Raw genomic sequence first — 13,225 nt, forward strand, 5'->3', positions numbered from 1 at the left:
GTAAATGGCGACCAGTAATTGCCTATCTATACCCTCTTTGTGGCTTCACAGCTATAAAGAGGGTTTTTTTGATCAGATTAGTGTATTACTCGAGGAGGAGCAATAATGGGGAAAAACCAAGACATTTTATTAGATATTCACGATAAACCAAAATTTACGCAATGGATTAGCTTAAGTATCCAACACTTATTTGCAATGTTTGGTTCTACTGTACTTGTTCCAATCTTAGTAGGTTTAAGTCCCGCAGTCGCGCTTGCCTCAAGTGGTTTAGGTACATTAGCGTACATTTTGATTACGAGAGGGCAGGTACCAGCTTACCTTGGATCAAGTTTTGCATTTATTGCACCTCTATTTGCTGCCAAAGCCGCTGGTGGACCTGGTGCTGCCATGATGGGAACCTTCTTGGCAGGTATTGTATATGGAATTGTAGCATTAATTATATCAAGAGCAGGTTATAAGTGGCTGATGAGACTCCTTCCGCCGGTTGTCGTTGGACCTGTCATTATTGTAATTGGACTTGGGATTGCAACAACTGCCTGTGGAATGGCAATGTATAAAAACTATGGTGCAGCATCCCAAGACCTGATTTATAGCACTAAGCATATCGTTATTGCATTATGTACTTTAGCCATTACTATTATTAGTTCTGCTTTCTTTAAAGGTTTTTTTCGCATCATCCCTATATTAATTGGAATTATTGGTGGATATATTATCTCTGTGTTCGCGGGAATTGTAGATTTTACACCAGTAATAAAAGCCCATTGGCTTGCGTTACCGGATTTGGTTTTCCCGTTCGTTTCTTACAAACTATCATTTTCCTGGAGCATCTTTTTCTTAATGGTACCTGTTGCAATCGTAACCTTATCAGAACATATCGGACATCAGCTTGTATTAAGTAAGGTTGTTAACAGAGATTTAATTGCAAAACCAGGATTAGGGCCATCTATTCTTGGAGATGGTGTATCGATTGTTATTGCATCTGTCATCGGAGGACCTCCAACCACAACGTATGGAGAGAATATTGGTGTATTAGCAATTACTAGGGCGTACAGTGTTTATGTAATAGGAGGAGCTGCAGTCTTTGCTATCTGCTTTAGCTTTATAGGTAAAATTAGTGCGTTGTTAAGTACTATCCCTACTTGTGTGATGGGTGGAGTATCTATTCTTCTATTTGGAATTATCGCTTCCAGCGGTTTGAGAATGCTGGTAGATAATAAAGTCGATTTCAGTTTGAATCGAAACTTGATTATATCTTCCGTCATCCTGGTAATTGGAATCGGTGGAGCTTACCTAAAGCTTACACAGAATTTAGAACTTTCCAGTATGGCATTGGCAGCGATTGTGGGAGTAATTTTAAACCTTGTTTTACCGGGAAGACCGAAAGAAGATATTAACATGTTTGAACAAGAAACAGAATAAGGAATCACCTTTTAAATAAGTTCAGAGAGACTTAAAAGGGTGTTAAATGTGATTATGCAAATGATCTAATTAAGCATTTTCGCATTTTTATAGCACCCTGCTCATGAATGAGACAGGGTGTTTTTATATGGGAGGCGATCATATTGAGAAATTTACTAACTATTTCGGATCTAACAATAGAGGAAATCGGAGAGATATTAAGAGAGGCTGAATATTTCTCAAAAGGTGAAATATGGAGGCCAAAACAGCAAACCTTTGCAGTCAATATGTTTTTTGAACCAAGTACAAGAACAAAAAGCAGCTTTGATATTGCAGAGAAGAAATTAGGACTAGAGGTTATCCCTTTTGATGTAAATTTCTCAAGTATAACGAAAGGTGAATCGCTTTACGATACAGTAAAGCTGTTTGAAGTAATCGGAAGCAATATTGCGGTAATAAGGCATTCACAAGACCGTTATTATGATTCTCTAGTAGGAAAAGTAAGAATCCCTATTATAAATGGAGGGGACGGCTGTGGACAGCATCCAACTCAATGTCTCCTCGACCTTTATACGATACAACAAGAATTTGGCGGATTTAAGGATCTTCAAGTTGCCATTATCGGTGATATTAGTCATAGCCGTGTTGCAAGATCCAATAAGGATGCCCTCAGTAAGTTAGGCGCGAATGTAGTATTTTCCGGACCAGAGGAATGGTTTGATAAATCCTTCTTAAACAATGGTGATTATGTGAATATAGACAAAGCTATTGAAGAAGCGGACGTTGTAATGCTCTTAAGAATTCAAAATGAGCGACATCAATCCACATCCAACATGAGTGCAAAAGAGTATCACCAGCAATATGGTTTAACATTGGAAAGAGAAAGCAGAATGAAACGTAATAGTATTATTATGCATCCAGCTCCTGTTAACCGCAATGTGGAAATTGCAGATGAATTAGTGGAAGCCGATCGCTCCCGAATTTTCAAGCAAATGGAAAATGGTGTCTTTGTAAGAATGGCTGTACTGAAAAAAATACTTGAATGTGGAGGACTATAAAATGAATTACTTACTTAAAAATGGAACCTTATTAACAGAAAATGGGGATTTGCAGAAAAGTGATATTCGGATTAAGAACGGTATAATTGCTGAAATTGGTCTACACTTAGAGAATCAGGGAGAAGAAAATATTTCTGCAGAATCTTATATAGTTACTCCTGGATTTCTAGATTTACATATTCATTTACGTGAACCTGGTGGAGAACATAAAGAAACGATAGCTACAGGTACGATAGCAGCGGCAAAAGGAGGGTTCACCACTGTTGCGCCAATGCCTAATACAAAACCAGTTCCGGACACCCCGCAACAAATGGAATGGCTGCAAAAACGGATAGAGGAAACAGCACATGTCCGTGTATTACCATACGCATCAATAACCATGAACCAAGCTGGTGAAGAACTAACCGATTTTGGCGCATTAAAGAAAGCGGGGGCATTTGCTTTTACGGATGATGGAGTGGGAGTTCAAACCGCTTCTGTTATGCATGCAGCAATGAAACGTGCAGCTGCACTTGATATGGCAATTGTTGCCCATTGTGAAGATAACTCCTTAATCTATGGCGGTGCATTTCATGAAGGAGCTTTCACACAAAAACATGGTATATCTGGAATCCCTTCTATCTGTGAATCGGTACAAATAGCCCGAGATGTTCTGTTAGCAGAGGCAACAGGGTGCCACTATCATGTATGTCATATTAGTACAAAAGAATCTGTCAGAGTAGTTAGGGATGCGAAGAAGGCTGGAATTAAGGTAACAGCAGAGGTTACGCCACACCATTTATTGCTTTGTGACGAAGATATTCCGTCTTTAGATACAAATTATAAAATGAACCCGCCACTAAGAGGAAAAGAGGATCAAGAAGCGTTGATAGAAGGGTTATTAGATGGAACAATCGATTTTATTGCAACTGATCATGCTCCACATGCCGCAGAGGAAAAAGCCAAAGGATTGCAGTCTGCCCCGTTTGGAATTGTAGGATTAGAAACAGCCTTTCCTTTACTATATTCAAACTTTGTAGAAAAAGGAATTTTTACCCTTAAACAACTGGTAGATTGGTTAACTATTAAACCTGCAGAAAGCTTTAAGCTGCCATTTGGAACATTAAAGATTGGCAGTAAAGCAGATATTGTATTGCTAGATTTACAACATGAAAAAACAATTGATCCGGAGGAATTTTTATCAAAGGGGAAAAACACGCCATTTACAAACTGGTCTTGTAAAGGATGGCCAGTAGCAACATTTGTTGATGGAGAAATAAAATGGTCTGTCGGAGGTGTATTTGCATGAAAAGGCAATTAGTTTTAGAGGATGGAACAGTTTTTATAGGGAATGCATTTGGCAGTGAAATCGAAACAGTGGGAGAAGTTGTTTTTACTACAGGGATGACTGGATATCAGGAAACCATTACCGATCCTTCTTTTTGTGGCCAAATTGTAACATTAACCTATCCTCTAATCGGTAATTACGGTGTGAATAGAGAAGACTTTGAATCGATTAATCCCGCAATAAAGGGATTGATTGTAAAGGAAGCAGCAACATATCCTTCAAACTGGCGCAGTGATATAAGTATCCATGAGTTTTTAGAACGAAAAGGTATTCCAGGTATTGAGGGAATTGATACTCGAAAGCTAACTCGTATTATTCGCAAGTATGGAACATTAAAGGGTGCGATTTGTTCTATTAAGGAAAATCCTGAAGAAGTTATTGCACGTTTAAAACAAATAGAGCTTCCAACAAATCAAGTAAAACAAGTATCTACTAAAAATCCATATCCTAGTCCGGGAAGAGGGCATAAAGTAGTCCTAGTTGATTTCGGATCTAAACATGGTATTTTAAGAGAATTAAATAATCGTGATTGTGATGTAACGGTAGTTCCATATCATACATCTGCCGAGGAAATTCTTTCCCTTCATCCAGACGGAGTTATGTTATCTAATGGACCTGGGGATCCAAAAGATGTCCCAGAAGCTATTAAGATGGTTCGGGATTTATTAGGGAAGGTGCCTTTATTCGGAATATGCTTAGGTCATCAATTATTTGCATTGGCATGTGGTGCAGATACCTATAAATTAAAGTTTGGACATCGTGGTGCTAATCATCCTGTGAAAGATTTAAGAACTGGTAAAGTGGTTTTTACTTCGCAAAACCATGGATATGCTGTCGATGAAACATCGATTCCATATTCTGATTTGGAGATAACCCAGATAAATTTAAATGATCAAACAGTAGAAGGCCTTAAACATAAGAAATACAGTGCATTTACAGTTCAGTACCATCCAGAAGCATCACCTGGTCCGGAAGATTCAAATCAGCTTTTTGATGAATTCCTAAATGAAATGAATCAGTGGAAAGGAAAGGAGAAACAACATGCCTAAACGTACAGACATCAACAGTATACTAGTAATCGGATCCGGTCCGATCATCATTGGTCAAGCAGCAGAATTTGATTATGCAGGTACACAAGCCTGTCTGGCATTAAAAGAGGAAGGATATCGTGTTATCCTTGTAAACTCCAATCCTGCTACTATTATGACAGATACAGAAATTGCTGATGTAGTCTATATTGAACCACTTACACTTGAATTTGTAAGCCGAATCATCCGAAAAGAAAGACCAGATGCCATTCTTCCGACTCTTGGAGGACAGACAGGACTAAACATGGCTATGGAGCTTAATAAAGCTGGAATATTAGAAGAGTGTAAAATGGAAATTTTAGGAACGAAACTATCTGCCATTGAGCAAGCAGAAGATAGAGAATTATTCCGTAAGCTTATGAATGATTTGAAAGAACCAGTACCGGAAAGTGATATAGTTCATACATTAGAGGAAGCAAAGGCTTTTACAGAGAAAATTGGCTATCCTATCATCGTTAGACCGGCGTATACACTAGGTGGAACTGGTGGCGGTATTTGCGAAAATGAGCATGACTTAGAAGAAATCGTATTAAGTGGATTAAAAAATAGCCCAGTCCATCAATGTTTAATAGAAAAAAGCATTGCTGGGTACAAAGAAATTGAGTATGAAGTTATGCGTGATGCGAATGATAATGCAATTGTTGTTTGCAACATGGAAAACATTGATCCTGTAGGGGTACATACAGGGGATTCTATCGTAGTTGCTCCTAGTCAAACTTTAAGCGACCGCGAATATCATATGCTTCGGAATGTCTCTTTAAAAATTATTAGGGCGTTAGGAATAGAGGGCGGCTGTAATGTTCAGCTTGCTTTAGATCCTAAAAGCTTCCAATACTACATTATTGAAGTTAATCCTCGGGTAAGTAGATCTTCTGCCCTCGCTTCTAAAGCAACTGGCTATCCTATTGCTAAGCTGGCAGCAAAAATCGCAGTCGGATTAACTTTAGATGAAATCATGAATCCCGTAACAGGAAAAACATATGCATGCTTTGAGCCAGCACTTGATTATGTTGTTACTAAGATTCCTCGCTTCCCATTTGATAAATTCGAATCCGCAAACCGCCATCTCGGAACACAAATGAAGGCGACTGGAGAAGTTATGGCCATCGGCAGAAACTTTGAAGAATCTATATTAAAAGCGATTCGTTCGCTTGAGAGCAATGTTTATCATATTGAGCTTCCTAATGCAGAAAATTTTGATATGGAAGTGATTGAAAAGCGCATTAGGAAAGCTGGAGACGAAAGGCTTTTCTATATTGCAGAAGCCATCCGCAGGGGAGTAACCATTGATGAAATACATGCTTGGTGCAAAATTGATCTCTTCTTTTTAAATAAAATTGAAAAGATGATTCAATTTGAAAACTTGTTACAGCAAAAACCATACGATACTGAATTAGCGCTTGAAGCAAAGAAAATGGGCTTTTCAGACTATATTCTAGCGAAATGGTGGAATTCATCAGAAAAAGACATATACAAATGGAGAAAAGATAATCATATTATGCCAGTTTATAAAATGGTAGACACATGTGCTGCAGAATTTGAATCAGAAACCCCATATTATTATGGAACATTTGAGGAAGAGAATGAATCGATTGTAACCGATCGAAAAAGTGTCATTGTACTTGGATCTGGACCAATTCGTATTGGCCAAGGTGTGGAATTCGATTATGCTACGGTTCATTCTGTATGGGCTATTCAAGAAGCTGGTTATGAGGCCATTATCATCAATAATAATCCAGAAACGGTTTCCACTGACTTTAGTATATCGGATAAATTATACTTTGAACCTCTTACAATAGAGGATGTCATGCACATTGTTGATTTAGAAAAACCAGAAGGAGTTATCGTTCAATTTGGCGGTCAGACGGCTATTAATCTAGCCAAGGCATTAGTGGAGCGTGGCGTAAAAATTTTAGGTACATCATTAGAAAGTCTTGACCAAGCAGAGAATCGCGATAAATTTGAACATGCACTAAAAGAATTAAACATTCCGCAACCTCTGGGTAAGACGGCATTTTCTGTTGAAGAAGCTGTGAAAATTGCTAGCGAAATCGGTTATCCAGTATTAGTACGTCCATCCTATGTTCTCGGTGGCCGTGCAATGGAGATTGTATACCATGAAGAAGAATTGATGCATTACATGACAAATGCAGTGAAAGTAAATCCTGAGCACCCAGTCCTTGTGGATCGTTATTTAGTAGGAAAGGAAATAGAAGTCGACGCAATCTCTGACGGACAAAATGTATTGATTCCAGGTATTATGGAGCATATTGAACGGGCAGGTGTCCATTCTGGTGATTCTATAGCGGTTTACCCTTCACAAAGCATTTCAGAAAAAATGAAAGAGCGAATCGTAAATTATACGACAAAACTTGCAAAGGGATTAAAAATAAATGGATTGCTTAATATTCAATATGTAATTTCTGGCGATGAGCTTTATGTAATAGAAGTTAATCCGAGATCAAGCCGCACAGTGCCATTTTTAAGTAAAATAACAAACGTACCAATGGCAAATCTAGCAACAAAAGTTATATTAGGAATTTCGTTACCTGATTTACATTATGGAACTGGATTAGTGCCGGAAAAGCAGGGTGTCTATGTAAAAGTTCCAGTTTTCTCCTTTGCAAAGCTTAGAAGAGTGGATATTACGCTTGGACCGGAAATGAAATCAACTGGAGAAGTAATGGGGAAAGATACGACTTTAGAAAAAGCATTATACAAAGGTCTTGTTGCATCAGGAATAAAAATTCAAAATTACGGTTCGGTTCTATTAACGGTAGCCAATAAAGATAAAAAAGAAAGCTTAGAGTTGGCAAGACGGTTTGCAAATATCGGATATACATTGCTTGCTACAAGTGGAACAGCAGCATTTATGAAGGAAAATGGGATTAAAGTGGATGTTGTGGATAAAATCGGCTCTGATGGGGTAACACTTCTTGATGTGATTAAGACAGGTAAAGTACAGCTTGTCATTAATACCTTAACAAAAGGCAAACAGCCTGAGCGTGACGGATTCCGTATCCGCAGGGAAGCGGTAGAAAACGGAATACCTTGTCTTACATCCTTGGATACAGCAGAAGCAATCTTACGAGTTTTAGAATCTATGAATTTCTCTACTGAGCAAATGTTGTCAGGTCAAAAGGAGAAAGAGAGTGTACTTGTATGATTAGACAAGAGGATATGACGATTATTTCGCAAAAATTAATAGCAACAGGGATTTATGAACTTATATTAAAAGGTAATCTGGTTAACGAAATGGAGCACCCAGGCCAATTTGTTCATATTCGAGTAAATCAACAGGTTGCACCTCTATTACGAAGGCCAATTAGCATCGCAACTGTTCGGCAGGATTTGCAAACTATCACTTTAATTTACCGCGCTGAGGGGGAAGGAACATCACTTTTAGCAGAAAAAAAGAGCGGTGAAAAGATAAATGTGATGGGACCATTAGGAAATGGATTTCCAACGGATGACTTAAGGAAAGGACAAACCGCTTTGTTGGTAGGAGGAGGGATAGGGGTCCCTCCCTTATATGAATTATCTCTGCAATTAAGAAGCAAAGGCATAGAAGTAATTCATGTGCTAGGATTTGAATCAGCGGAAAAATCATTTTATCTTGAAAAATTCTCTGAGTTAGGAAAAACCTATGTCGCGACTGTTGATGGATCACTCGGAACAAAAGGGTTTGTTACAGATGCAATAGAACAAGAACAAATCAATTTTGATTGTCTTTACACATGTGGTCCTCTCCCAATGCTAAGAGCATTAGAAGAAAGATATGCTTCCAAACAAGGTTATATATCTTTAGAGCAAAGAATGGCATGCGGAATTGGTGCATGTCTAGCGTGTGTTTGTCATGTTGCAGACGACCCAACGAAAAAGAAATATCGAAAAGCATGCAGTGATGGACCTGTTTTCAGAATGGGAGAGGTGATTATATGAATCCATTACAAATTGAATTACCGGGTCTTTCTCTAAAAAACCCCGTTATGCCAGCATCAGGTTGTTTTGGGTTCGGAAGAGAATTTAGCCAATTTTATGATTTGAGCGTCCTTGGTGCGATCATGATAAAGGCAACCACCTTTGAAACGAGGTTTGGGAATCAAACACCAAGGGTAGCGGAGACTCCAGCTGGTATGTTGAATGCAATCGGATTACAAAACCCAGGGCTAAAGGGCGTCTTAACAAATGAATTACCTTGGCTGGAGAAATTTGATGTTCCCATCTTCGCAAACGTGGCAGGCTCACAAGTCGAAGACTATGTAGAAGTGGCAAAGGAAATCTCGAAAGCCCCGAATGTAAAAGCTCTTGAACTTAATATTTCATGTCCTAACGTTAAAACAGGGGGAATTGCTTTTGGTACAATCCCAGAGGTCGCCAAGGAGTTAACTAAAAAGGTAAAGAATGTCTCGGAAGTTCCAGTTTACGTTAAATTATCGCCGAATGTGACAAATATTGTAGAAATGGCCAAAGCAGTGGAAGATGCAGGTGCAGATGGGTTAACAATGATTAATACTTTGCTTGGGATGAGGATTGATATCCGTTCCGGTCAGCCTATACTGGCTAATCGAACGGGTGGATTATCAGGACCAGCTATTAAGCCTGTTGCAATCCGAATGATATATGAGGTAAGTCAGCAGGTTAATATCCCGATAATAGGCATGGGTGGAATCCAACATACGGATGATATTATTGAGTATTTTTATGCGGGAGCAAGTGCTGTAGCTATTGGAACCGCAAATTTTGTGGATCCCCTAATTTGTCCTACATTAATAAAGGAACTGCCGGAAAAACTAGCGGAGTTAAAAATAGATCATATTTCAGAAATAGTCGGAAGGAGTTGGAAGAATGAATATCTTTAAGCCGATTATAGCCCTTGATTTTCCAACAGAAGTAGAAACAATTTCATTTTTAAACCAATTTCAAGAAGAATCTCTTTATGTAAAGGTAGGAATGGAGCTTTACTATCAAACGGGTCCGAGTTTAATAGCCCAATTAAAGGATATGGGACATCAGATTTTTTTAGACTTAAAGCTGCATGATATCCCCAATACTGTGTACAGTGCGATGAAAGGGTTAGCGAAATTAGGTGTTGATATGGTTAACGTGCATGCTGCAGGTGGTTCTAGTATGATGAAGGCTGCCCTTACTGGTTTGGAGGAAGGAACCGAATCTGGGAAAAAGCGCCCGCTATTAATTGCTGTTACACAGCTGACAAGTACGTCCGAGGAACAAATGAAGAAAGAACAGTTAATCAATACTTCCTTAAATGAGTCTATTCTCCAGTATGCCAGACTTACTTTTGATTCTGGATTGGATGGGGTTGTTTGTTCAGCGCTAGAAGCAAAATTAATCGATCAGCATATTGCCTATCCGTTTTTGAAAATAACACCCGGTATCAGACTTAAAGGCGATGAAGTGAATGATCAAAAACGGGTTGTGACCCCTGAAGAGGCTCGTGAATTTGGATCGAGTGCCATTGTTGTGGGCAGATCTATCACGAAATCAGAACATCCTTATGAAACTTATATGAGTATAAAGAACATTTGGGAGGCAAAATAATATGGATAAATATTTAGTGCAACAATTACTTGATATTGAAGCTGTTTTTCTAAGTCCTAATGAACCGTTTACATGGTCTTCTGGAATTAAATCCCCTATTTACTGTGATAATCGTTTAACATTGTCTTATCCGCACTTGCGAAAAGAAATTGCTAAGGCAATAGCGGAAAAGATTAATACACATTTCCCGCATATTGATGTCATTGCCGGAACTGCTACGGCTGGAATCCCTCATGCTGCATGGGTTAGTGATTTGATGGAGTTGCCTATGTGTTATGTGCGTTCCAAAGCTAAAGGTCATGGTAAAGGGAATCAAATTGAGGGGAAGGTAAAAGAGGGTCAGAAAGTTGTTGTAGTAGAGGATTTAATCTCGACAGGAGGAAGTGTCATAACTGCAGTTCAAGCACTACGTGAGGCTGGATGCGAAGTAGCTGGGGTAGTTTCCATCTTTACATATGAGCTAGAAAAGGGAAAACAACAGTTAGAAGAGAATAACATAGAATACTACTCTTTAACAAATTATTCCACATTATTAAATGTAGCATTAGAAAGAAACATTATTACTGAAAATGATTTGGATACTTTAAAGGCATGGAGAGAGGATCCAAGTTCATGGGGATAAAATAGATATAAAAAAGGTGAAAAGGCTATCTTCAGCCTTTTCACCTTTTTTAACATATTTAGAAAGGATAGTTTTTTATCAAATAAATTTTCTACAGATTGATCATTGTCTAGCGCAAGCTGCCATCGCCTAGTGGAATTTCGCTGTCTTCTCCATACGAACATCAGTTGAAATTTGAAGTACCAATTTCAATGGCTTGTGAACAGCCTAGCCGTGTTTCCTTTATCCCAGTCAAAGACTCCAAAGGTGAAATTACACTTTAAATTTCACTCATCCATACGCCGATGAACAGGGTGCTTACGCTTTTCGCATTTCCAATACTTTTTCACTGTCTGGGGTAACAAATACCGTTTGCTGGTGATCGTAAGTTACAAATCCTGGTTTTGCTCCAGCAGGTTTTTTGACATATCGGATTTTCGTGAAATCAACTGGTACAGAACTGGAGTCTTTTGCTTTGCTAAAATATGCCGCAATCACAGCCGCTTCCATAATGGTTTCTTCGGTCGGATTTTTACTGCGAATGACAACATGTGAACCGGGGATGTCCTTCGTATGCAGCCATATTTCATCTCTTGCAGCCACCTTATTAGTTAAATAGTCATTTTGTTTATTGTTTTTACCAACTAGTATTTCTGTATTATCGGATGAGTAATATTTGTCTAAAGAAATTTTTTGAGGTCTATTTTTTTGTCCTCTTTTTTGCTTAAGTTTCATATATCCTTCTTCTGCTAGTTCTATTCTTATTTCCTCAATATCTCTCGGTGCTGCAGATTCTATTTGCTGTAATAAGTTTTCAAAATAAAGGATTTCTTTTTCTGCTATCTCTATTTGTTCTTGTACGACAATTAAAGCATTTTTCGCTTTCTGGTATTTTGAAAAATAGCTTTGGGCATTTTCAGAAGGGGTTTTTCTAGGATCTAGCGCAATTTGTACCGTTTTTCCCTCTTCGTCATAATAATTAACTACATCAATGTTTTCCATGCCCTTGGACACTAAATACAGATTAGCTGTTAATAATTCGCCATATAATTGATATTGATCCGCATTCTTCGCATCTTTCAAAGTATCCTGTAGTTTTTTGATTTTCGTTTCATTTTTTGAGATTTCATTTTTAATAAAACGTTCAAGATCATGTGCTTGCTGTTTTACTCTGTCTCGTTCCGCTTTTCCAAAATAAAAATGATCTAACAGCCTACTTAATGTGGAGAATGTTTTTATTTCTCCATTCATAAAGGTTATAGGAAAGAGATAGAAACTTTCCTTTTCTTTCCCCGTTATGATAGAAGGCTGATAATCGTGTTTTCTCAGCATCGACATTATCTCTATAAATGCAGGAGGCAATGTCAGACGGTTTGCGATTTTCGCCCTATGTATAATTTCAGAGCCAAGGAGAGGTGAGATTCCTGAAAAGTGTTGAACAATTTGTTTGTCCAGTTTTCCGCTATTAAAATCAATGAATCTCAGAATATCCTCTTCACTTGCTTCAAAAGGGTTGAGTTTATTTTGCGCAGGCGGCAGTTTATATTCTGTACCTGGTAAAACAACGCGATAGCTGTTTACGCTGGAGGAGACATGTTTAATACTGTCCAAAATCATGTTGCGTTCTTTATCAACAAGTATAATATTGCTATGCCTTCCCATAATTTCTACATATAATTTTTTATATGAAATATCACCAATTTCATTTTTTCCCTTTATTTCGAATACAACAATCCTATCCAATCCAATTTGTTCGATCTTTTCAATACTGTAACCTTCAAGATGTTTCCGTAAAAACATACAAAACATTGGAGGCTCCGCTGGGTTATCATATTGTTCTTCTGTTATTTGAATCCGGGAATGACTAGGATGTGCGGAAAGTAATAGTTTGTAGTTCCTACCTCCTGATCGTATAACCAAAATAAGTTCATTTTTAAAAGGTTGATGAATTTTGTTTATTCGTCCCCCTTGCAATAGTTCAGCAAGTTCTTTCGTCATTGCCCTTGTGAATAATCCGTCAAATGACATTGTTAACATTCCTCTACCAATAATTTTATTAGTTTATTATATCATTTTTTTGGACGAGTCTGAATATGCTTGCTAGGAGAGGTTGTTCAAAAAGAAAAAACAATTCCTTTTATGCTTGCATCAAGCGCAGGTTTCTGGACATTGCTCCACAGTATTAGAGCCA

Annotated in this window: 10 protein-coding genes; 9 read left to right on the plus strand and 1 reads right to left on the minus strand. The window is 38.1% G+C overall.

Features of this window, described 5'->3' with window-relative positions; translation table 11 throughout:
- Nucleotides 1–105: 105 nt before the first annotated feature.
- The 9 genes from CWO92_RS02760 (at nt 106) to pyrE (ending at nt 11,055) form a co-directional block, all read left to right on the plus strand.
- Nucleotides 106–1,419, plus strand: coding sequence for a solute carrier family 23 protein (locus CWO92_RS02760; RefSeq protein ID WP_101352640.1), 1,314 nt, complete (start codon nt 106–108; stop codon nt 1,417–1,419).
- Nucleotides 1,420–1,562: 143 nt separating this feature from the next.
- On the plus strand, nt 1,563–2,456 hold the full coding sequence (locus CWO92_RS02765; RefSeq protein ID WP_101352641.1) for an aspartate carbamoyltransferase catalytic subunit: 894 nt from the start codon (nt 1,563–1,565) through the stop codon (nt 2,454–2,456).
- Between the two features lies 1 nt (nt 2,457).
- Nucleotides 2,458–3,744, plus strand: coding sequence for a dihydroorotase (gene pyrC, locus CWO92_RS02770; RefSeq protein ID WP_101352642.1), 1,287 nt, complete (start codon nt 2,458–2,460; stop codon nt 3,742–3,744).
- The gene (locus CWO92_RS02775) at nt 3,741–4,832 is read left to right on the plus strand and encodes a carbamoyl phosphate synthase small subunit (RefSeq protein ID WP_101352643.1); all 1,092 of its coding nucleotides are present in this window, start codon (nt 3,741–3,743) and stop codon (nt 4,830–4,832) included. The genes pyrC and CWO92_RS02775 overlap by 4 nt, the downstream gene beginning before the upstream one ends.
- A complete protein-coding gene (gene carB, locus CWO92_RS02780) occupies nt 4,825–8,037 on the plus strand; it encodes a carbamoyl-phosphate synthase large subunit (protein WP_101352644.1) in 3,213 nt (1,070 codons plus the stop codon). The genes CWO92_RS02775 and carB overlap by 8 nt, the downstream gene beginning before the upstream one ends.
- The gene (locus CWO92_RS02785) at nt 8,034–8,813 is read left to right on the plus strand and encodes a dihydroorotate dehydrogenase electron transfer subunit (RefSeq protein WP_101352645.1); all 780 of its coding nucleotides are present in this window, start codon (nt 8,034–8,036) and stop codon (nt 8,811–8,813) included. The genes carB and CWO92_RS02785 overlap by 4 nt, the downstream gene beginning before the upstream one ends.
- Complete coding sequence (locus CWO92_RS02790; protein WP_101352646.1) at nt 8,810–9,733, plus strand: dihydroorotate dehydrogenase; 924 nt, start codon at nt 8,810–8,812, stop codon at nt 9,731–9,733. The genes CWO92_RS02785 and CWO92_RS02790 overlap by 4 nt, the downstream gene beginning before the upstream one ends.
- On the plus strand, nt 9,720–10,433 hold the full coding sequence (pyrF, locus tag CWO92_RS02795) for an orotidine-5'-phosphate decarboxylase (RefSeq protein WP_101352647.1): 714 nt from the start codon (nt 9,720–9,722) through the stop codon (nt 10,431–10,433). The genes CWO92_RS02790 and pyrF overlap by 14 nt, the downstream gene beginning before the upstream one ends.
- Nucleotide 10,434: 1 nt before the next feature.
- Nucleotides 10,435–11,055, plus strand: a complete 621-nt coding sequence (pyrE, locus tag CWO92_RS02800; protein ID WP_101352648.1) for an orotate phosphoribosyltransferase — start codon at nt 10,435–10,437, stop codon at nt 11,053–11,055.
- Nucleotides 11,056–11,352: 297 nt separating this feature from the next.
- Here the strand turns inward: pyrE and CWO92_RS02805 are convergent, their stop codons facing one another.
- Nucleotides 11,353–13,062 carry an Rqc2 family fibronectin-binding protein gene (locus tag CWO92_RS02805; RefSeq protein ID WP_101352649.1) on the minus strand — a complete coding sequence of 570 codons (1,710 nt, stop codon included), beginning with the start codon at nt 13,060–13,062 and terminating at the stop codon, nt 11,353–11,355.
- Nucleotides 13,063–13,225: the final 163 nt, after the last annotated feature.

The organism is Heyndrickxia camelliae, from assembly GCF_002844575.1.
Taxonomy (GTDB): Bacteria; Bacillota; Bacilli; order Bacillales; family Bacillaceae_C; genus Margalitia; species Margalitia camelliae.

What these genes read in the sequence shown, in the direction of transcription:
- CWO92_RS02760 (WP_101352640.1), top strand. Translation starts at nt 106, where the DNA reads ATGGGGAAAAACCAAGACATTTTATTAGATATTCACGATAAACCAAAA.
- pyrC (WP_101352642.1), top strand. Translation starts at nt 2,458, where the DNA reads ATGAATTACTTACTTAAAAATGGAACCTTATTAACAGAAAATGGGGAT.
- CWO92_RS02775 (WP_101352643.1), top strand. Translation starts at nt 3,741, where the DNA reads ATGAAAAGGCAATTAGTTTTAGAGGATGGAACAGTTTTTATAGGGAAT.
- carB (WP_101352644.1), top strand. Translation starts at nt 4,825, where the DNA reads ATGCCTAAACGTACAGACATCAACAGTATACTAGTAATCGGATCCGGT.
- CWO92_RS02785 (WP_101352645.1), top strand. Translation starts at nt 8,034, where the DNA reads ATGATTAGACAAGAGGATATGACGATTATTTCGCAAAAATTAATAGCA.
- CWO92_RS02790 (WP_101352646.1), top strand. Translation starts at nt 8,810, where the DNA reads ATGAATCCATTACAAATTGAATTACCGGGTCTTTCTCTAAAAAACCCC.
- pyrF (WP_101352647.1), top strand. Translation starts at nt 9,720, where the DNA reads ATGAATATCTTTAAGCCGATTATAGCCCTTGATTTTCCAACAGAAGTA.
- pyrE (WP_101352648.1), top strand. Translation starts at nt 10,435, where the DNA reads ATGGATAAATATTTAGTGCAACAATTACTTGATATTGAAGCTGTTTTT.
- CWO92_RS02805 (WP_101352649.1), bottom strand. Translation starts at nt 13,062, where the DNA reads ATGTCATTTGACGGATTATTCACAAGGGCAATGACGAAAGAACTTGCT.